This window comes from Galbibacter mesophilus, from assembly GCF_023721415.1.
Classification (GTDB): Bacteria; Bacteroidota; Bacteroidia; order Flavobacteriales; family Flavobacteriaceae; genus Galbibacter; species Galbibacter mesophilus.
In genome coordinates this window covers 300,424-320,581 of sequence record NZ_JAMQVC010000002.1, presented here as the reverse complement: position 1 = coordinate 320,581, position 20,158 = coordinate 300,424, and the positions used below count along the sequence as shown (strand labels likewise).

14 protein-coding genes are annotated in these 20,158 nt (G+C 37.9%); 5 read left to right on the top strand and 9 right to left on the bottom strand.

Going from position 1 to position 20,158, the window contains the following annotated elements; translation table 11 throughout:
- Positions 1-38 precede the first annotated feature (38 nt).
- From NDQ75_RS08355 to NDQ75_RS08315, 9 genes are all read right to left on the bottom strand, one after another.
- A complete protein-coding gene (locus NDQ75_RS08355; protein ID WP_202027020.1) occupies positions 39-1,871 on the bottom strand; it encodes an Ig-like domain-containing protein in 1,833 nt (610 codons plus the stop codon).
- Positions 1,872-2,106: 235 nt separating this feature from the next.
- Positions 2,107-3,846: a hypothetical protein gene (locus tag NDQ75_RS08350; RefSeq protein ID WP_202027019.1), complete on the bottom strand. Its 1,740-nt coding sequence runs from the start codon at positions 3,844-3,846 to the stop codon at positions 2,107-2,109.
- On the bottom strand, positions 3,846-6,101 hold the full coding sequence (locus NDQ75_RS08345) for a tryptophan-rich sensory protein (protein ID WP_202027018.1): 2,256 nt from the start codon (positions 6,099-6,101) through the stop codon (positions 3,846-3,848). Before NDQ75_RS08345 ends, NDQ75_RS08350 begins: the two co-directional genes overlap by 1 nt.
- Positions 6,102-7,385 carry a BatA domain-containing protein gene (locus NDQ75_RS08340; protein ID WP_202027017.1) on the bottom strand — a complete coding sequence of 428 codons (1,284 nt, stop codon included), beginning with the start codon at positions 7,383-7,385 and terminating at the stop codon, positions 6,102-6,104. It lies immediately after the preceding gene.
- On the bottom strand, positions 7,386-8,282 hold the full coding sequence (locus NDQ75_RS08335; RefSeq protein ID WP_202027016.1) for a DUF58 domain-containing protein: 897 nt from the start codon (positions 8,280-8,282) through the stop codon (positions 7,386-7,388).
- An 8-nt stretch (positions 8,283-8,290) separates the two neighbouring features.
- The gene (locus NDQ75_RS08330; RefSeq protein WP_202027015.1) at positions 8,291-9,295 is read right to left on the bottom strand and encodes an AAA family ATPase; all 1,005 of its coding nucleotides are present in this window, start codon (positions 9,293-9,295) and stop codon (positions 8,291-8,293) included.
- A 19-nt stretch (positions 9,296-9,314) separates the two neighbouring features.
- Positions 9,315-9,941 (bottom strand): DUF4159 domain-containing protein, encoded by a 627-nt coding sequence (locus NDQ75_RS08325; protein WP_202027716.1) that lies wholly within the window; start codon positions 9,939-9,941, stop codon positions 9,315-9,317.
- A gap of 168 nt (positions 9,942-10,109) precedes the next feature.
- Complete coding sequence (locus NDQ75_RS08320; RefSeq protein WP_202027014.1) at positions 10,110-11,423, bottom strand: TldD/PmbA family protein; 1,314 nt, start codon at positions 11,421-11,423, stop codon at positions 10,110-10,112.
- A gap of 33 nt (positions 11,424-11,456) precedes the next feature.
- A complete protein-coding gene (locus NDQ75_RS08315; RefSeq protein ID WP_202027013.1) occupies positions 11,457-13,097 on the bottom strand; it encodes a TldD/PmbA family protein in 1,641 nt (546 codons plus the stop codon).
- Between the two features lie 415 nt (positions 13,098-13,512).
- Here NDQ75_RS08315 and NDQ75_RS08310 point away from each other — a divergent pair, with 415 nt between their 5' ends.
- The 5 genes from NDQ75_RS08310 (at position 13,513) to NDQ75_RS08290 (ending at position 20,099) form a co-directional block, all read left to right on the top strand.
- Positions 13,513-14,175 carry an ABC transporter ATP-binding protein gene (locus NDQ75_RS08310; RefSeq protein WP_202027012.1) on the top strand — a complete coding sequence of 221 codons (663 nt, stop codon included), beginning with the start codon at positions 13,513-13,515 and terminating at the stop codon, positions 14,173-14,175.
- A gap of 29 nt (positions 14,176-14,204) precedes the next feature.
- Complete coding sequence (locus NDQ75_RS08305; protein ID WP_202027011.1) at positions 14,205-14,969, top strand: TIGR02757 family protein; 765 nt, start codon at positions 14,205-14,207, stop codon at positions 14,967-14,969.
- Between the two features lie 212 nt (positions 14,970-15,181).
- Positions 15,182-16,648 carry a PhoX family protein gene (locus tag NDQ75_RS08300; RefSeq protein WP_202027010.1) on the top strand — a complete coding sequence of 489 codons (1,467 nt, stop codon included), beginning with the start codon at positions 15,182-15,184 and terminating at the stop codon, positions 16,646-16,648.
- Positions 16,649-16,741: 93 nt separating this feature from the next.
- Entirely contained in the window at positions 16,742-18,544 is a 1,803-nt protein-coding gene (locus NDQ75_RS08295; RefSeq protein WP_202027009.1) for a cytochrome c peroxidase, read from the top strand.
- A gap of 70 nt (positions 18,545-18,614) precedes the next feature.
- Positions 18,615-20,099 (top strand): S10 family peptidase, encoded by a 1,485-nt coding sequence (locus NDQ75_RS08290; RefSeq protein ID WP_202027008.1) that lies wholly within the window; start codon positions 18,615-18,617, stop codon positions 20,097-20,099.
- Positions 20,100-20,158: the final 59 nt, after the last annotated feature.

The window sequence follows — 20,158 nt, the reverse complement described above, 5'->3', positions numbered from 1 at the left end:
AGTTATGAGACAGCTTTTAAGCTAAATTCAAAATATCTTTATTCGCAAGTTCCAATGGTTTTCCACCAGTGCTCGCCACTACCTGGTTCTACCCAAATAGGCCCCGTTTGTGCTTCGTAAATGGTACCGTTATAAACTGTTCTATCACCTGCGTTGTACACTTTTGGATACGGTTGCCAAGCAGCAACACCATTACAATCCCCTCCAGAACTTCCACCATCTCCTGTTACGGTAACATTCACCGTGTTTGATGTGGTGCTGTTACCTTCATTATCGGTAGCAACTGCTATAAATTGATAATTGTTTTCAGAAGCATTTGTATAGGAATATTCATAAGGTGCTGAAGTATCTTGCGTTAATAACGTGCTTCCGTCGTAAAATGAAACACTCACCACATTTCCGTCACTATCCGTTGCAGATGCGGTTAAAGTAATAGTTTCTCCTTCCGTAAAGGAAGCATTGTTTTGAGGAGAAGTCAAATTTACTTGAGGTGCGGCTCCATCGTTGCCTCCGCTTCCATCGCAATTTGAAATAAATTCCCATGGTCCTCCTACGGAAGGTGTATCTCCTTGAGTCCACCACTTAGCGCTATACAATTTTCCTTGGTAAATGGCTTGCATACCTTGCGTGTACACGCTACCACTATTCCATTGTGGAGCATTATCACAACCGCTTCCCGAACCAGGATCGCTTCCGCCGCCTCCTTCATACGGTGAAGTTGGATAGTTTTCAGCATTCTGAATGGCGGTCGCCTCAGACACACCATTTAAAACTTGACTGGCCACATAGGTATACCCATACGCCGAAGAAGTTCCATTTCCTAAAAGCAATTGCCAAATCATGATACCATCGAGATTATTCTTTGCTGAAATATGGGAACTAATGCTGGCCATTGTTTCATACGTATAAGTATAGTAAGGACCCCAAGGCTCATTTGGGTAATGTGTTCCAGCAGCTATTGAAAACCCATATTGATCTGCGTAGTATCGATACGAATCGTATAAAATCGTTCGGTTGGTAGCAGCGCCAATATTATAATTTTGAATGGCGATTAGGTCTATTTTATCTCCAACGGCTTTCATAACGGGAATCATGTGTCCTGTGGCTCCAAACCCAAACAGGCTTATCGCTTTATTGGGTGATGTGGCGTTGTAAAGATTATCGTCTGACTCCCCTGATAGACTGTTTCTATTCGCATATTTGAAAGGCGAATCTGGATCATCGTTGTTCAATCCGCCCAAAGCGCCAACACCAGACGGAGCACAAGCCAATAAATAATCCCCTTCTGGCATAATCGCCCTGGAATTGTTGAAGAAATCTATAAAATGCTGAATGTTCTGTGGTTCCCCAATGGTTTGAAAGCCCCCGTTTGGCTCGTAATCCCAGTCGATACCTTCAAAACCCATATCGTCCACAAGGTCTTTTATCTGTTGATAATTAATATCGTAAGCGGCGCTGGTACCCCAATAGGTTTCTCCACCGATAGATAAAATTACTTTTATGCCTTTGTCTTTTAAAATAGCTACCGTTTCCTTAAGTGTTTGTCCGTCGTAAGGCGTTTGAATTCCAGTTCCTTGAAGATCGAATGAACCTTTTTGATACCTTAAGTTAGGTTTTGCAAAGGCCAGAAAAATGTGTGTGATGTGTTGTGGGACGTCCCTTAACTTTGATCCTTGTCCTGGCGCGGCCCAACTTTCAGACCACGAGGGAAAATACCCCAAAACAATGGGTTTGTCGATACCAGAAGTTGCATATTGAGCATTCAAATCCGCTTCCTCAACTACATTTTCCGTGGAAAACTCATCTTTTGAACAAGCAATAATGAAGAGAAAGCTCCATAGCAATAGCGTAATACTTTTAACATGTTTCATATTTATAAAATTTGGTTTACACCTTCAAATTAATGATAATCAGTGTTTTAAATAAAAATTTTATCTATGTAACAATATTTGCCGTATCAACAACTAAAAACTGCATATAAACGACAAAATTTACCTTTTATCGATAATAACAATTTGATTTTAAACTGATTTGCCATCCAGTTTTGGGTGAATATGCTTTGAAAGTTGCGTTGAAGTATTGGTATGTGACAACTTTAAGAAAAAATTATTTCATTTTAGGGAGAATCCATAAATACCCCAAGCAAGCAATAAAAATGATATAGAACCAAAAAAGGCTCATGGGTTCTTTCACTTGCTCTTGAACAACTCGAGTTTTATCAGACAAATACTTTTTATTGGCCCCCTGCGTTTGAATGCTTTTTAAAGTATTCCATTGGCCCGATTCAAACACAAAAAATTGTTTTGTAATGCTGGTATCGTTTGCCGATTTCAATGAGTTCCATCCCGTCTTTTTGGGATATACTATCCCATCCCAACGATTTTTAATAAAAATATCACCTCGCATAGGAATTTGAGAACCTTCATAAGTTACTTTTGGAATCTCTTCCTCCGTATCTAATGAAAACGTAACAGGTTCATCCTTGAAAGCCAGAAAAGAATCCATTTCCCAATGCAGAGCCTTTTCTTCCTGTTTGCTCAACTTTTCAATTACGGGAGCCCAAAGAAAACGGTAGCTATCTGAATTTCCCTTCAACAGTAAATTGTAAGTGCTTTTTAAAACGGTAGTTCCAATTCTTCCTTTTCCTAAGCGGTTGTAACCGGTTATCGTTTCCCCTTCAGAAAAATGTATTCCCACTAAATTCATACTTTCAACAAAGCGATTTGCGTATGTGTATGCAGCAACTTTTTCAAAAGGATGGATCCTTATTTCCGTACGATTGGTTTGTTTAAAACGAATCCCGCTAAAATCTTTAAAAGAAAGTGGTACATTTTCAGAAGCTTGCATAAAAAGTCCTAACCCATCACTGACTATTGCGTTTTTTACAATATTTCGTTGTGCCGCAGAAAGAGTATTCCAAAGAGTTTCATCAAGAATCAACAAATCGAATTCCTGCAAAACTGATGATGAAATTCCGTTAAATTGTATGGTTTCGGAATTTAGATATTCAGTTTTGTATCTTCCACGAGATATTTGGGTTCTCACTAAAACTTCATTCCCCATTTCCGCCAAATAATTCTTTAAGTATTTGGTTTCAAAACTTGGGGATCCATTCAGAATTAAAACTTTCAATGCTTCCTTCGGAAGAATTTGTAGTGGTAAAGTATGCTGTTCGATGGTTTCTCCTTCAGAATTTTTCTGAACCAAACTATAAGCAAAATCACCAAGTGCTTTGCTCACCGAAGTAAGTTTAAACAACTGTTTTTGCTCGTTATTAAGTTTAATGGAATCCAACTCCTGACCACTCGGGTCTACTAAAAATAATTGATTTCCCTCCGTTGGTGCATGGTAATTACCAGCGATATGAATGGAATCTCCAAGGGTTAATTTGTTTTTGTATGTAAGTTTGCCAATTCCTTTCGGTTCTTTTCCAGAAATAAACGTTGATGGAATCGTCTTCAGTTGCCACAGGTCGTAGGTTTCCAATCCATTTCCCAAAACAAAAACTCGGGAAACTTTGGATAGTTTTTCTTTAAGTTGCTGCTCTTTGCGATAATCCACAATAAGCGCTTTCCGATTCTTTTTTTTCAGACTATCATACACCGATTTTGAAAAACCCTCTGTTAAAACGATAGCTGTTTTATTAGATGAGGATTGAGGCTTTGTAGGTTGTAACACCATTACAACCAAACAAGCGATTGCTAAAAAACTAACTACGGCGCTGAAGAAAAATTGAACTTTAAAAGTTCCCTTCCATTCTTTCCACAGAAAAACAATCCACAACAAGAAAGCACCGAGCAAAATGGGCCAGAGATAGGTTGTATTTGTAAAACTTATATCGTTCATTACTGGTTTGACAGTTCTTTTAGCATTAAGTTGGTAAGGCTATTTTCCTTGGTTTTATTCTTTGATGGACGTACTAAAGGCTCTGGTATCGCTTGTAAAAGTCCACTTTGGGTAGTTACTAATTCCTTTTTACTTAATAATTTATTGTTAGTTAAAGCCTTTAAATTCTCCAAGGCTTTCAAATACTTACTCGGATTTTTAATCGCGCTCTCTGCCAATTCTCCCCCTGCCTTTTCCAATATTTCCATTTCTGCCGTGGAAGGTTTTTGATCATCTTTAATCCACCGCTCCAAAACAGCAACGGACATTCGCATATTTACATAAGTTTCAGGATCTTCAAATTCATCCTTTTCGCTATAACTACTTACCTCATCCAAATCGCCACTCAATCTTTTGTCCTCTTTAATTGGCGGCGGGTCAAACCCAATGCGATGCACATAAATTCTTGCACTGTTTTTAATATCCTGAATCAATTTCAAGGCATTGTATTGATATGGCAGCGATTTATGAGGTTCTCCCATTCGCAAATGGAGTTCTGCATCCCACATTTGGTTGATAGCTTGTCGAAGCTTACTTTTTAAGGATTGCGTAAACAGCGTAGATTCTTCTGGATTGTCATGATTATGCAAATATTCCTCCAGAGGATCTTCTTTGCTTTCCGGACTCCCCTCTTCATGGCCGTGATCATGCTCATGTTCACTCCCATGATCGTGATCGTGTTCATGATCATGATCTTCCTCGACTAAATTCATTTCATTACTGGAATCATGGTCGTGTCGGTACCCGTCGGTGGGATCACCTTCTTCAGAATGGGAAGAAGTCTCTAAATCGGAATGCATTTGTCCTTCATTTTCATCCCCCATAAATTGTCCGTATTTTAAACGGAGCATTTTTTGTTCATACCCCAGCGTATTGCTTTCCGATTTAAATTGATTGGAGGATAATTCTGACTTCCTTTTTATCAATGCTTCGGTGTCGATAATAAGTTGTCGCTGACTTCTAAAGTAGTCTGGCATTAAATCTACCCCCATCGTACCTTCAACCGAAAAACTGTTGGTGGTTGTATCTTTTATAACGGCAAAATAAGTTTCACTTCTCGTAACGTTGGAATTTGGTGTTTTTTCATCCGCTACTTCAACATAAAAATAGAGTTCATCGCCAGGATCCATCTTTAGTTCATCTAAATCCAAGATTTTACTCAATTCTAAACTTTTGGCTCCCAAAGCAGATTTACTTTCAAAAGGAATTTTTTCTTCCCTAAACTTTACAGACTCTCCACTTCCCTTGCTCACGGTGGCTATAATGTGCGGTGTTTGTAACCCGTAATCATCTTTAATGGATGCTGTAAACCCTATTTTTTTGGGTTCCTCGTAAGAAAAAGTTGAAAACTGCTTTAAACCTTCCATTTTTATAGTTGGTTTTTCATCTTCAAACACTTCAACTGAAAATAGCTTTGAAGTATAGCCTCTCCCTAAAGTGTCTTTAAAAGAAAAACTGTAAAAACCAGATTCCTTTACAGTAGCCCTTTTAACATACGCATCGCCTAACGATTCCATATTTTCATTTTGACCGTTCATTTCCATTGAAACTTCTTCCACAGCTGATGAAAACTTTAATTCCCAAGATAACAAGGCGCCCTTTAGAACTTTAACATTCATATTTTGAGCGGTATAGGGATTCACTTTGGTGTATTTTGGAAATGAAACCACCACTTTCTGGGAAACTATTTTTGCAATATCCGTGTTTGATTGTGCGGAATCTAAAGGCGTGAAATTAATGGTATTGTCAATTTCCTGTTGGGGTAGATTGTTTTTATTCCGAAGAAAATTTGAGGGGTAAACCACAATTCCCAAACCTATTAAAACAATACAAAAAGCAAACGGAAATGTAAGATTTCCCTTATATTTTATCTCCTTCTGATGCTGCTGCAACGTTTTTGCCACCCTAGCTTGTTGAAGCGTAGCCACATTAGATAATTCATCGGAAGGCTTCAGCAATAACGAACTGCTATTTTGATAATACTCCCAAGTATTGTCTAGATGTTCACTCAAACTGAAAGCCGTAATTTTCCAAGGCTTTTTTAGTAGGGAAATTAGGAGTACCATACCCAAGAACAAGGAAACAGCAAGTAGAAAATTTTTAAAAATAGTGAAGGTAATAAAAGCGGTTCCGAAGGCGTATAGAAACACTTCCAACCACGAAAGATATTGCCACCGTTGGACAATTTGTTTTATTATTTTTTCACCTGCCTCCATCTATTGTTTGCGAAGTTTTGAAACGATACGTTCTAAAATTAACGTCAATATAAACGCCAACCAAATCCATTTCGTCAAAGAAATATGTTTATTCTTACTCTTTTTTGCAGAAACTTCTTTTAGATTAGGCTGTATTGCAGCCAATTCAACCGTCCGTATGTCGTATTTGGCAATACTATCTTCGGAAGGTTTTTCTAAAGGTAGCCAGTTTACTAATGCCTCCGACAAGTTGTCTGAAACAATGTTTTCTGGAGTAAGTCGCTTTGTGAGATTGGATTGATTTACATCCAAATCTTCCTCAATTAATTTATTAACAAACGGATTGGGTTTATAAACAAGTATTCTCGCTTGTAGAGAAGGTGGAATTTCCTCACTCAACCAAATTATATTCGCACTACCTTCAATTTTCAGCGAGTCGTTAATCTGGAATTCATTTATAGCAATTGGGATTTCCAAATAATTTGTAATTGCCTTAAGCGAAGCTTTTATGTATAACAATTCTCCTTTAAAATCATCGTCGGAAAAAATAGTTACGGGTATCGTATCTAATTTTTTAATAGCCAACCAGTTTTCATCATCGACTTTTATGCTGTCTTTTGCCAAGTTGAAATCTGATTGCTCACTGGAAGAAGCTATTTTTTTAACTGAAAAATTTAAATAATCGGAGGTGCTTCTAATCTCTTTTAGCTGAATGGAATCATCAACTTTATAAGCCTGCAAAATCTTTGAAGTGCCTTTGTCGTCCCCGACCAATACCCAATTTAAATTTTTAGTAATTGTTGGTCGCTTTCCTTTTATTTTTTTTTGATAGCCTTTACTAAAAATAACAATACTGTCGGCGGGGTAGTTTTCTAACTTATCGGTCAAATGCCAATAATTGGATGTTTCAAATTCTTCGTTCGACGCATCTTTATTCCACATAGGAAATCCTTGTGCTAGCAAACGCACCTCATCTTCAGTAAGTGTGTCAAGAACCGATTGAAAATTGTCGTCCTCAAATAATTCTGGCTCCACAAAATAGACCACCTCACTGTTGGTTTCTGAAATCTGTAGTATTGGCTCAGCCAGTATCAAGGTTAGCAAGCTCAGCAATAACAAACGAAGTATTAAAAGAAACAGTTCGTTAAGCCTCAGACTCCTTGCTTTCTTCGATTCCTTTTTTTCTAAAAATTGAATACTTCCTACTTTTATGACTTTCACGCGCTGTTTGCTCCATAAGTGAATTGCCAACGGAACCAAAAGTCCCAAAAAAGTCCAGAAATATATAGGATTCAGAAAATTCATTTAAATCAGTTGCATTCTTCGGTTAAGAAACAATTTAATCGCTTCACTCACTTCATCTTCTGTACTAAAAAGCTCATAACCAATGGCATTGGTAAGAAAAGTATTTTTAAATGTTGTCATACTATTATTCAGTGCCTGTAAATAATGTTCTTTTGCCTCTTTCGCATTTACTTTAATTCTTTCTCCTGTCTCTAAGTCTTCAAAGACAACTGCTCCTTCAAAATCGAAATTCAACTCATTAGCTCCCATTATGTGAAGCACAATCACTTCATTCCTAGCTGTTTTAAGTTGGTTGATGCTCTGGGTTAATTCCTCTTTATTTTCATACAAATCGGTAATAAAAAAGATGAGTTCTTTATGGGCTTTATCATGAATATGTTGCAACTTGTTGTCGTCTTTGGGCCAATTTCCTTCAGCATTTATATCAATTAAAGTGGACAAAAATCTATTGAAATGATGCTTTTTTAAACTTGCGTATAAACTTTCTATTTTAAGATTGTTCAAAGCGAAAAGACTTATGGAGTCTTCCTGTTGCCAAGCTAAATATCCAATAGAAGCCACCAATACTTTAACAAAATCAATTTTTGACACTCCATTTTCTTCATGAAGCATGGATTTACTCGCATCTAGAATAAATTTAACCGAAACATGCGTATCAATTTCTGTCTGCTTGATATAATAACGTCCAGATCGAGCGAGCATTTTCCAATCCAGCAAACGAATGTCATCCCCAGCTTCATAGCCCCGATATTGACTAAATTCGAGTCCGCCCCCCACTCTTTTGCTTTTATTGAGTCCAGAAACTTGTCCGTCTACAATCATTCGCGAAATAAGGGAAAGGCCAGAAAGGCTATTAATAATTTCAGGTTTTAGTAAATCGCGATAATCCTTTTTCAATGCGTAATCTATTTGGATACTACTTGTATTTCCTTCAATAAAGTTCTAGTAACATCGTCACTGGTAATTCCTTCAGCTTCCGCCCTGAAATTTACAATAACCCGATGTCTTAATACTGCAAATGCCACGTTCTCCAAATCAGATACAGTTACTGCCAATCTACCTTGCTGCAAAGCGCGTGCTTTGGCCGTTAAAATCATGGCTTGCCCGGCTCTAGGTCCAGCCCCCCAAGAAACCCATTTTTTTATATAATCGCTGGTAGTGGTTTCTGGACGTGTAGCCCTAACTATTTTACTTACATATTCAATTAAATCGTCGCTAATGGGAACTTCACGAACAAGTGTTTGGAGTCGAGTTAATTCTGCCCCCGTAAGAATAGGCTGAATAGAAACTGATTTTTTCCCTGTGGTGAATTTTAAAATATCTATTTCTTCGGAAGGTGAAGGGTATCCAATTTTTAAATACAATAAAAACCGGTCCTGTTGCGCCTCCGGCAAAGGAAACGTTCCCGATTGCTCGATGGGATTCTGGGTTGCCAGAATGAAAAATGGCCTTTCCAGCTCATACGTTTTACCCGAATATGTAACTTCAAACTCTTGCATCGCCTCTAGAAGCGCTGCTTGCGTTTTGGGCGGAGTCCTGTTTATTTCATCCGCCAATATGATGTTAGCGAAAATGGGGCCTTTATTAAATTCGAAAAACTTTCTGCCTGTTGTATGGTCTTCCTCCAATATCTCTGTCCCAATAATATCCGATGGCATTAGATCGGGTGTGAATTGAATACGCTTAAATTTTAAATCAATCGCTTGGGATAAAGTTCTTATCATTAATGTTTTTGCTAGTCCAGGAACCCCTTCCAATAGTGCATGTCCACCCGCTAGCAGTGCGGTAAGCAATAACTCTACGGTTTCTTCCTGACCTACAATAATTTTCCCAATTTCTTTCTTTAAGCTTTCAAGCTTTGCGGTAAGCGTGTTTATTTCTTTTTCTAAGGCTACTAATTCTTTGCTCATTTAGTTCTTTTTAATCACTTTACGATGTAAGCGCGTACATTACAATATTTACGGCAAATTTGGTGTTGTCTTTTTTGTACCATCTTTTATTCCTGAAGTCGTAATCCCATTCGCATCCATAGTCTTTATTGCTATACAGGACACCGATTCTTCCGTTAATTTCGATGGCTTTCAGGTAATCATGTACCAAATCATCTCCCCAACCATTTAATTCCTGAGAAGTTGTTGGCGGGCCGTCTTCAAAAGAGAAAAAAGCATTGTAAATTTCGTGATCGTTAGGAATTTTTTTCAATGCATCGGCTCCAAAGATTTCTGCCATTTGCCGTTCAAAAGATTTGGCGAAAAGACCATCAATATCATGATTGCAATCATCGGCAAATACGAAACCGCCATTATTGACATAATTTTTAAAGTTTTCTTGCTCTTTGGCGGTGAATTGCACCAATTTATGTCCGGATATATAGCAAAACGGACAATTGTAGATGTCGTCGCTGCTTAGTGAAATAATGTTTTCTTTGGTATCAACTGGAAGCGTGGTGTATTCCACCAACGAATTTAAAACATTGGAAGGCATACGCTGATCTACATCCCAATCTCCAGATTCGTACTGTAATCTGGTAAAAAAGAATTCATCTGCCTTACGCATGGTTTGGGTACCTAAACTTTGCTTTTCATCAATAGAGGTATCCTTTAAATCGCTCTTCTTCTTTTTCAATCCATTTTCATTTGTTCAGTCTCATTGGAAATGATTCCTGAAATTAAAAACTGGTTGCAAGAACAAAATCTGTACAACCAGTTGTTTCTTTAAAAAGACTTAAACGGCGTCGGACAAACTTGTGAAAGTAAAGTCCCTCACTTTCATATACGGAACTAAATTCCCGTCGATTCGAACTTGTTGTCCGAGCGTTTCCAAATTATTCAACATAATAATCGGACTCTCGTTGAACCTAAAGTTCTTAACCGGATGCTTAAGTTTTCCGTTTTCAATATAAAATGTTCCGTCACGGGTAAGTCCCGTGTATAATAAGGTTTGTGGATCTACACTTCTAATATACCACAGGCGTGTCACCAAAATTCCCTTTTTGGTATTCTTAATAAGATCTTCCAGCGAAGCGCTTCCACCTTCCATGATAAAATTGGACGGAAATGGAACAGGCTCCACTCCTTTTTCTTTTGCCCAATACCTGCTGTAAGCTAAGTTCTTAACCACCCCATTTTCTATCCATTTCATCTTTTTGATAGGTTGTCCCTCGCCGTTCCAAGTTGCACTCGGAACATCGTGATGCAATGGATCAGAATAAATATTCACCCTTTCATCAACGATTTTTTCACCAAGTTTGGTACCTCCATCCTTAGACATAAAACTTCGTCCTTCGTCGGCCCTACGTGCATCAAAAGAATATGCCATATTGCTTAAAAGATCTATGGAAGCTGCGGGCTCAAGAATTACAGTGTATTTTCCGGGTTCAATAGCCTTAGCCTGTTTAGACATTACCGCTTTATCGATAGCGACTTTTGAAGCTTCAGAAGCATCGAACTTGCTAACATCGTTAAAATCCCGTGTTACCCAACCTGATCCAGTACCATCATTGGTACGCATGGTAACGGTAAAATCCATGTTGGTAGCTTGATTGTAGGCAAAGAGTCCTTTGGAATTAAGCATAGCGCTGAATCCGTGGCGATCGTTAAAAAATCCAGCAGCCGTTACATCCTTGGCATTTGCCGGTTCTATACTTTTTTTAGCTACACTTGCTCTGTATTCTGGAGAAATGTTGGCCGTTTTATCTACATACGTAATCGATTCGTCATACGTTTGCGGCCCCAGTGGCTCCATAAACTCTGGATTTTCCGGAGAGAGTTTTGCCAATTCCTCGGCTCTTTTTACTACTTTTTCCAAGGAAGCATCATCGAATTCATCTATCGTAGCAGTACCCGATTTTTTTCCAAAACTAGATTGTACTACCAAAGTTTGGTTGGAACGGTGACCCGATGTAGAAACGGTATTTCTAGCATACCGAATGTTACCACTTTCGCTGCCGCTCATATTAATTTCGCAAGCATCTGCGGAAGAAAAGCTCAAGGCTTTTTCCATTATCTTTCTTGCTTCTTCTTTTGTATATATTGCCATAATATGCTCTAAATTAAAATGTGAGAAATGAAATTAAATGTTTCTTCCAGTATTAATAACGTTTACGTTGTTAAACCTAGTTGTAGAACTTCCGTGGGAAACGGCACTAATCTGGGAAGGCTGTCCTTTACCATCAAAGAAAGAACCGAACATACGGTAGTCGCTCTCATCACAAATTTTCACACAAGAATTCCAAAATTCCTGCGTATTGGATTGGTAAGCCACATCTTCTAACATTCCCACAATTTTACCATCTTTAATTTCGTAAAAAACGGTACCTCCAAACTGGAAATTGTAACGTTGCTGATCGATGGAATAAGACCCACGACCGGCAATGTAAATACCTTTCTCAACATCCTTTATCATTTCTTCAATTGAATATTTCTCTTTACCAGGTTCTAAAGAAACATTTGGCATACGCTGAAATTGTACATCGTTCCAGCTTTGCGCATAACAGCATCCATGCGATTCATTTTGATCAATCATATGTACTTGATCTCTGATCGCTTGATAATTGGTTAAGACTCCGTTTCTTACCAAATCCCATTTCTTGGTTTTAACACCTTCATCATCGTAGCCAACAGCACCCAAAGAGTTTGGTTGTGTTTTATCAGCTACAAGATTCACAATATCACTTCCATATTTAAAATCACCCGATTTCCACTTATCCAATGTAGCGAAACTTGTACCTGCATAATTCGCTTCGTAACCCAACACGCGATCTAATTCCAATGGGTGACCAACCGATTCGTGAATGGTCAAGCCTAAATGGTTCGGCTCTAAAACCAAATCGTATTTCCCAGGATCAACCGATTTTGCACTGAGCTTTTGCCTTGCTTGTTGCGCTGCAAATTTTGCATCCTCCACCATATCGTAACTATTACGGTAAAGAATTAGTCCATCAGGGCCTTTCAGTTTTTCAGAATCGAGTCCGTCTAAATATTCGTACCCCATTCCCATAGGTGCGCTCAAAGCATCCCTAGTTTTAAATTTGCCAGCGTTTTTATCAATAGCAGTTATATCGAAAGTTGGCCAAATTCTATGAATGTCTTGATCGATGTACGAACCGTCTGTAGATGCAAAATACTTTTGTTCATTCACCATAAACAAAGCAGAGCTGGCATAATCAGCTCCATTGTCCATCGCTGCAGCATTAGCAGATAATAGTAAATCTACCTTTTCGGAAACAGGAACGTCTTTAAAATTTTTCTTTATGGGTGTTTTCCACGAAACCTCTCCATGCGCCTGAACAGGTGCTAGCTTTACAGGTTCCTTCTGAATCGTGGCATTTGCTTTTGCAATTGCAATGGCCTGCTGTGTCGCTTTTTTAATACCTTCCTCAGTAACTGTATTTGTAGATGCAAAGCCCCAAGTTCCATTTGCGATAACGCGAATACCAATACCAAATGACTCGGTATTAACTACGTTTTGCACCTTATTTTCCCTTGTAAAGACGTATTGATTAAGATACCTCCCAATACGTGCATCGGCATAACTTGCGCCTAATGATTTGGCTGTGTTTAAGGCAACATCGGCCATTTTCTTTTTAAGTGCTACATCCATTCCTGGGTCTAAAAGCGCTTCCGCAGGAATAATCTTGCCCATCATAGCCATGGGCATCATTAATGCTCCTGCCCCTAAACCGGTAAGTTGTACAAAATCTCTTCTTTTCATTCAGTTGTGTTTTTGAAATTTGATAAGTGCACGGTCTTCAGTAAAAAACAGAAAACCATTTGTATTAATTTTCCTAACTTCTTAACTATGATTAATGTCCGTATTTTCTTAAATCTGACTATCCACTATTCAGAGGTCTAAATCGATTAAGTTTTAAAGCATATTAAACGCTCTAACTTCAAAAGAAAAAAACAGATGTTTTTATAGATTAATCACTAGAAATTCTATTACGGTCCTAAAAATATAACTTTTTTCACAATAGACTAATAATTTGTTTTAAAACTAGCGCTTTAAGAGAATAAATCTTAAAAAATGATAATTCCATAATTTATAACCGAACATATTACAAATAGCCCATATAAACTTTTGTTTTAAATAGCGAATCGATAACTTAGCAGCTTTACACAATGTTTTTATGATTGAAGCTAAAAATATCCACAAAACATTTGGCGCTTTAGAAGTTCTAAAAGGAGTAAATGTTACTATAAACAAAGGGGAAGTTATTTCTATTGTTGGTGCCTCGGGTGCAGGAAAAACAACTTTACTACAGATTTTAGGTACGTTGGATAAACCAGACAAGTTAGCGGACTTACAACTTTTGATAAACAATGCTGAAGTTAGCAAACTTAAGGACAAAGAATTGGCAAAGTTTAGAAATGAACATATTGGCTTTATTTTTCAGTTTCATCAATTGTTACCAGAATTTACGGCTCTTGAAAATGTTTGCATCCCTGCATTTATTAAGAAAACGCCCAAACCTGAAGCAGAAAAAAGGGCAAAAGAACTACTGGATTTTTTAGGTCTTGCACACAGAATAAATCATAAACCAAACGAGCTTTCGGGTGGGGAACAGCAACGTGTAGCTGTGGCTAGGGCACTCATTAATAACCCTTCTATTGTTTTTGCTGATGAACCTAGCGGAAATTTAGATTCTGAAAGTGCCGACAAACTACACAATCTATTTTTTGAATTAAGGGATAAATTCGGACAAACATTTGTAATTGTAACCCACAACGAAGAACTGGCGGATATGGCCGACCGAAAACTCACCATGGTTGATGGAAATATTGTAGTTTAGTTAAACTCCAGCAAAAGCATTTTATAGATTTGAAAACTTCAGAATTAAAGGAATTCTTAGACGAAAAGGCTGATTTTTATAACAATCCCGATTTCATAACTACAGACCCGATTCAAATTCCACATCAATTCTCAAAAAAAGAAGACATTGAAATCGCAGGATTTTTAGCGGCTACCATTGCTTGGGGAAACCGAAAGAGTATTATTACCAATGCCAAAAAAATGATGGATTATATGGGCAATAGCCCGCACGCTTTTGTGATGCATCATAACGAAAACGACCTTGAAAAGCTGCTTCCCTTTGTGCACCGCACTTTTAATGGTTATGATTTCATTCAATTTATAAAGAGTCTTCAACATATCTATACGCAGCATAATGGTTTGGAAGCTGTATTTGCAAAACATGCCAACAAAAATTCGTTACAACCAGCTATAGCCCAATTTAAAACGCTCTTTTTTGAAATTGAGCATTTACAAAGAACCCAAAAACATGTTTCTAATCCGCTTAAAGGTTCTTCTGCCAAGAGAATCAACATGTTTTTACGTTGGATGGTAAGAAAAGACAACAAAGGCGTAGATTTTGGTATTTGGAATAAAATAGCTCCTTCCCAACTTTCTTGTCCGCTCGATGTGCATTCCGGAAATGTAGCCAGGAAGCTTTCCTTGTTAAAACGGAAACAAAACGATGCCAAAGCTTTAGCAGAATTGGACACCAATCTAAGGAAACTGGACTCCAACGACCCCGTCAAATACGATTTTGCCCTTTTTGGATTGGGCGTTTTTGAGAAGTTTTGATCCCTCATTGAGGGTTTTTGATTTTTAGCTTGATGTCCGAAGCTGGAGGGTTGAAATTCTCAAGTAATCGAGAACCATTCTAATTATTAATGTTCTCTTTAAGTGATAACATTTAATTCACATTTTATTCAACTAAACAAAATACTTCAGTAATCAATTAGCTGTCTGCATGTTATACTTTTATAATAAATAACATCTAAAACCAACAGCACATGAAAAATCTTGCAAAATGCACCTTGGCAATAGCCTTGGTTTCGCTATCATCTTGTAAATATATTGATGATTTTAATCCAGGAGATGGAGGTGGAGACGGAGGAAACAATGACGAAATTGTTTTGAAGAACCACTCAGTAACCCCAGCGTTGCTACTAAAAAAAGACGGATTCTCGGATATTGAAACGTATTCTCTTTTTAGTAGTGCCGATACTTTTGAAGGTACTCCTGATTATATTTTTGGTGGTTCTGCGGATGGAGCCGGACTTCTAAAAGAAGGGGAAAACTTCACCTATTTCGTAAACAACGAAGACAATTACGCTATATCCAGAATAACGTTCGACAAAACTTTTAAGCCTGTTGAAGGAGCCTATGTTTTAAATTCAGATGGATCCGGAACTCGAGTGTGCTCCGCGACTTTAGCTACTCCAGAAGTGCACGGTTTTGGTCCTATTTTTATTTCAGCTGGAGAAAGTGGTCCAGAATCGCAATCTAAAGGAGTACTCCCAAGTGATGATCTTACAAATGCATCTTTGCCAAGACCACTTACTGGATTAGGTAGGTGGAACGCGGAAAATGCAATGCCAATGCCAAAAGAGGCATATCCAGGAGCTACCGTAATAATTATTGGTGATGATGACTCTGGCACGTACGGCGGACAAGTAGCTATGTACGTAAGTCAAACTGGCGACTTGGAAAACGGAAAAGTGTTTGTGCTAAGAAGAAAAGATAAAAATACTAGGGAAATGGATATGATCACAGGCAACACTTATGACGTTGAATTTGTTGAAGTACCTAATGCTTCTACAAACACAGGTGAACAAAACAACATGTATTCTGAAGAATTAATGTCTATTGCCTTTGGACGTGTTGAAGATCTCGATTACCGCAAAGGAGATGGAAATGAACGCGAAGTATATTTTAACGTTACAGGGCAGAACAATTCCGGAGCAAATGCTGATTATTCGCGATCTAAGTACGGACGTGTATACAAACTGAAGATGGATAAAAACAATCCTCTTAAAGGAAAACTTACATTGGTATTGGATGGTGATGATAGAAATGGCATTGCAAAAGAATTTCAAAATCCAGATAATATTTGTGTTACTAAAAACTATGTGTATGTTCAAGAAGATCCTAACGGATATGGAGACGAAACACACGACTCTTACCTTTATCAATACGATATTAAAACTGGTGGACTGAAAGTAGTTTTTGAATTGGATCACGATAGAAACGGAGCCGGAGATGATATTTACGGAGGTCGTGACGCACGTTTTGGTGCTTGGGAATATGGGGCGCTTATCGATGTATCAGAAACTTTAGGAATAGACGATACTTTCATGCTATGTATTCAAACACACACTTGGAGAAAAGATGAATTCAAAGGTGTAGATGGCGGAAGCATTCGTCCGAACGAAAACCAAGGAAGCGAAGTTGTGCTGCTTAAAGGTTTGGCGAGATAACTATTCAAAATACTTTCAATAATTTAACATCATTCTGAGCCTGTTGATAATAATTCTTCAGGCTCATTTTGACGTTTCTATAATATCCTATTTATGAAGCTATTAATTCACCTTTTAATTGGCATCTTCATATTTTCAAGTTGTAAAAAACACAAAGAAAATACCGTTGCCATTTTTCAAACTCCGGTTGAAAAAACAAGATTGGCACTTAATAATCATTACGCTAGTCTTATAACTGCAACCGAAATTATGGACAGTGTTGCCCGAAGTAGTTTTGAAGTAAAAGAACTTCAGAAGCAATTTAATAGGGCCCGACTGGAATATAAAAAAGTAGAACCGATTTTCGCCTTTTACTACCCCCAATACTCAAAAAAAATAAATGGAGCGGCCATTGACAAAAACGATCTCGACGATACGAACCGAAAAATTTTATATGCAACAGGATTTCAGGTTGTGGAAGAATTATTGTTTTCAGAAAAAATAGACACCACCGAAATCACTAAGGAAATTGCTACGCTTAATGGCTATATAAAAGCTCTTCTACCGGAAATAAAAACCCTTGGATTAAACGAAACCAATATTTTTGAAGCTTTACGGTTGCATATGCTCCGACTTATGAGCCAGGGCATTACAGGTTTCGATTCTCCCGTAGCGTTTTATTCCTTACCGGAAACTAAGGCTAGTTTAAATGCCATTAGAGATTATGTTGGAATTTTTACGGAGCTTTCTTCAGAAGAGCAAAAAACCTTCGTTGAAGCCATTGATTATCTTTCAGAAAATACCGATTTCAATACTTTCAACAGAGCGGAATTCATTAAAAATCATTGTATTCCCATTTGCGAAACACTGTTTCGAATTCAGCAAAGGAATGGTATACCAAACAATCAACTTACTACGGCTGTAAATTTAGAAGTATCAGATTTTTTTCAAAAAAATTCCTACAATCAAAACTACTTCGCGCCTTCCTACAACAAGAATGCAAACAAAGCGCAAATAGAATTGGGAAAACAACTTTTTTTCGACCCTATTTTAAGTGGTAATGATAAAGTTTCCTGTGCCACCTGCCATATCCCTTCTCAGGGATATGCAGATCATAAAACAACAGCTATTTCTGGAGATGGAGCCGTGGCTAGAAACACCCCCACTCTTTTAAATTCCGCTTACCAAAATACCATTTTTTTAGATGGCCGATTGGCATATTTAGAAGATCAGGCCAAAATGGTCATTAATAACAAAGAAGAAATGCATGGTAGTTTTGACGGTGCGATGAATAAATTAAAAACCTCAGAAAAATATCAAAAAACTTTTTCAAATGCTTTTAATAAAGACAGTAGCATAACAGAATTAAATGTGCTAAAGGCTATTGGTAGTTTTGTTCGGTCGCTCTCTCATATAAACTCAAAGTTTGATAAATATTTAAGGGATGAAGTCACACTTACTCCATCTGAAATCAATGGATTTAATATTTTTATGGGCAAAGGTAAATGTGCCACTTGCCACTTCTTCCCCCTATTCAATGGAAGCGTCCCACCCCTTTACTTGGAAACTGAAAGCGAAGTTTTGGGCGTTCCCATTAAAAATGACACTATAAATGCTTTGGTCGACGAGGATTTAGGCGAATACAATAATCACGGTGGAGAACTTAAGAGATTCGCTTTTAAAACTCCTACTGTACGAAATGTCGCCCTGACTGCTCCGTATATGCATAATGGAGTATTTAAGAATTTAAAAGAGGTAATAGATTTTTACAACCGAGGCGGTGGTGCTGGGATAGGAATTTCCCTTGACAACCAAACGCTTCCGCCTGATTCTTTGGAATTAACAGAAATCGAACAAAAAGATTTAATAGAATTTTTACATACTTTAAATGATGATATTCCAGAAGAAATTGAATAAATAATAGGTTTCTATAATCAATTATAACTAATTTTAGGCTTTGAAATCAATATTTTAAAGCCTAATTTAAATGTTAAAATACACCCTCTCAATATTCATTTTACTTGTCTCTTTCAGTAAAGCCCAAGACCGAAAAATACCCACCGATACAATAATTACCACTTCCCATCAAGTGACCATTCAGGGGGAAAAAGTCCCTTATAAAGCCAGTACAGGTACTTTACCCGTTTGGGATGAAAAAGGGAATGTAATCGCTACGCTTTTCCACACTTATTATTATAGAACGGATGTTGATGACAATACCACCAGACCTTTAGTTATTTCATTCAATGGGGGTCCGGGTTCTGCTTCGGTTTGGATGCATTTGGCCTATACGGGACCGAAAATTCTTAATATTGATGAAGAAGGCTACCCAATTCAGCCTTACGGCGTGAAAGACAATCCAAACTCAATTTTGGATGTAGCAGATATTGTGTATGTAAATCCAGTTAATACGGGATATTCTGCGATGGTTGCGGATAAAGAAGGAAAATACCCCGAAGGAAAAAAGTTTTTTGGCGTAAATGCCGATATAAAATATTTAGCTGATTGGATAACCACTTTTGTTACACGCAACAACCGTTGGCGATCACCAAAGTATTTAATTGGAGAAAGTTACGGTGGAACAAGAGTTGCCGGACTTGCCCTAGCACTCCAAGAACAAGAATGGATGTATTTAAACGGCGTTATAATGGTTTCTCCAGCAGATTATAAAGTGATTCGAATTGGCGGGCCGGTTTCTTCCGCTTTAAACCTACCCTATTATGCCGCTGCCGCTTGGCATCAAAAAGCTTTAGGAGCTAATTTACAGCAAAAAGATCTTTTGGAAATTCTTCCTGAAGTTGAAAATTATACCATAAACTCACTACTGCCAGCACTGGCCAAGGGAAGTATGCTATCGGATACTGAAAAGTCAGAGGTAGCCAACCAAATGGCTGCTTATTCCGGACTTTCAAAACAGTCTATTCTGCAACACAACCTAGATGTGCCGACATCTTTCTTTTGGAAAGAATTGCTGCGCGATCGCGGGTATACAGTAGGTAGACTCGACTCGCGTTATTTGGGAATCGACAAAATGGACGCTGGAACCCGCCCAGATTATAATGCCGAGCTAACCTCTTGGCTGCATTCGTTTACGCCAGCTATCAATTATTACCTTCAGGAGGAATTGAAGTTTAAAACAGATGCTCCCTACCAAATGTTTGGCGATGTACATCCATGGGATTTTGATGATGACAACACGCGGGAAGATCTGCGCAAGGCACTGGCGGAAAATCCTTATTTACAAGTGCTTTACCAAGCTGGGTATTACGACGGTGCTACCACCTATTTTAACACCAAATACAGTATGTGGCAATTGGATCCATCAGGGAAAATGAAGGAACGCTTGCATTTTAAGGGCTATAGAAGCGGACACATGATGTATTTACGAAAAGAAGATTTACAGTCTGCAAACGAAGATATTCGAACGTTTATAAAATCGACTGCCAGTCAAGGGAAACCGGCGAAGTACTAAATTAAGGTTTGTCATTTAGCTGTTGTTTGAGAAAATATTCAAGACTGCTACGCTTATGG

Excerpts from the sequence above, each read along its gene's own strand:
- NDQ75_RS08355 (WP_202027020.1), bottom strand. The coding sequence starts at position 1,871 with ATGAAACATGTTAAAAGTATTACGCTATTGCTATGGAGCTTTCTCTTC.
- NDQ75_RS08350 (WP_202027019.1), bottom strand. The coding sequence starts at position 3,846 with ATGAACGATATAAGTTTTACAAATACAACCTATCTCTGGCCCATTTTG.
- NDQ75_RS08345 (WP_202027018.1), bottom strand. The coding sequence starts at position 6,101 with ATGGAGGCAGGTGAAAAAATAATAAAACAAATTGTCCAACGGTGGCAA.
- NDQ75_RS08340 (WP_202027017.1), bottom strand. The coding sequence starts at position 7,385 with ATGAATTTTCTGAATCCTATATATTTCTGGACTTTTTTGGGACTTTTG.
- NDQ75_RS08330 (WP_202027015.1), bottom strand. The coding sequence starts at position 9,295 with ATGAGCAAAGAATTAGTAGCCTTAGAAAAAGAAATAAACACGCTTACC.
- NDQ75_RS08325 (WP_202027716.1), bottom strand. The coding sequence starts at position 9,941 with ATGCGTAAGGCAGATGAATTCTTTTTTACCAGATTACAGTACGAATCT.
- NDQ75_RS08320 (WP_202027014.1), bottom strand. The coding sequence starts at position 11,423 with ATGGCAATATATACAAAAGAAGAAGCAAGAAAGATAATGGAAAAAGCC.
- NDQ75_RS08315 (WP_202027013.1), bottom strand. The coding sequence starts at position 13,097 with ATGAAAAGAAGAGATTTTGTACAACTTACCGGTTTAGGGGCAGGAGCA.
- NDQ75_RS08310 (WP_202027012.1), top strand. The coding sequence starts at position 13,513 with ATGATTGAAGCTAAAAATATCCACAAAACATTTGGCGCTTTAGAAGTT.
- NDQ75_RS08300 (WP_202027010.1), top strand. The coding sequence starts at position 15,182 with ATGAAAAATCTTGCAAAATGCACCTTGGCAATAGCCTTGGTTTCGCTA.
- NDQ75_RS08295 (WP_202027009.1), top strand. The coding sequence starts at position 16,742 with ATGAAGCTATTAATTCACCTTTTAATTGGCATCTTCATATTTTCAAGT.
- NDQ75_RS08290 (WP_202027008.1), top strand. The coding sequence starts at position 18,615 with ATGTTAAAATACACCCTCTCAATATTCATTTTACTTGTCTCTTTCAGT.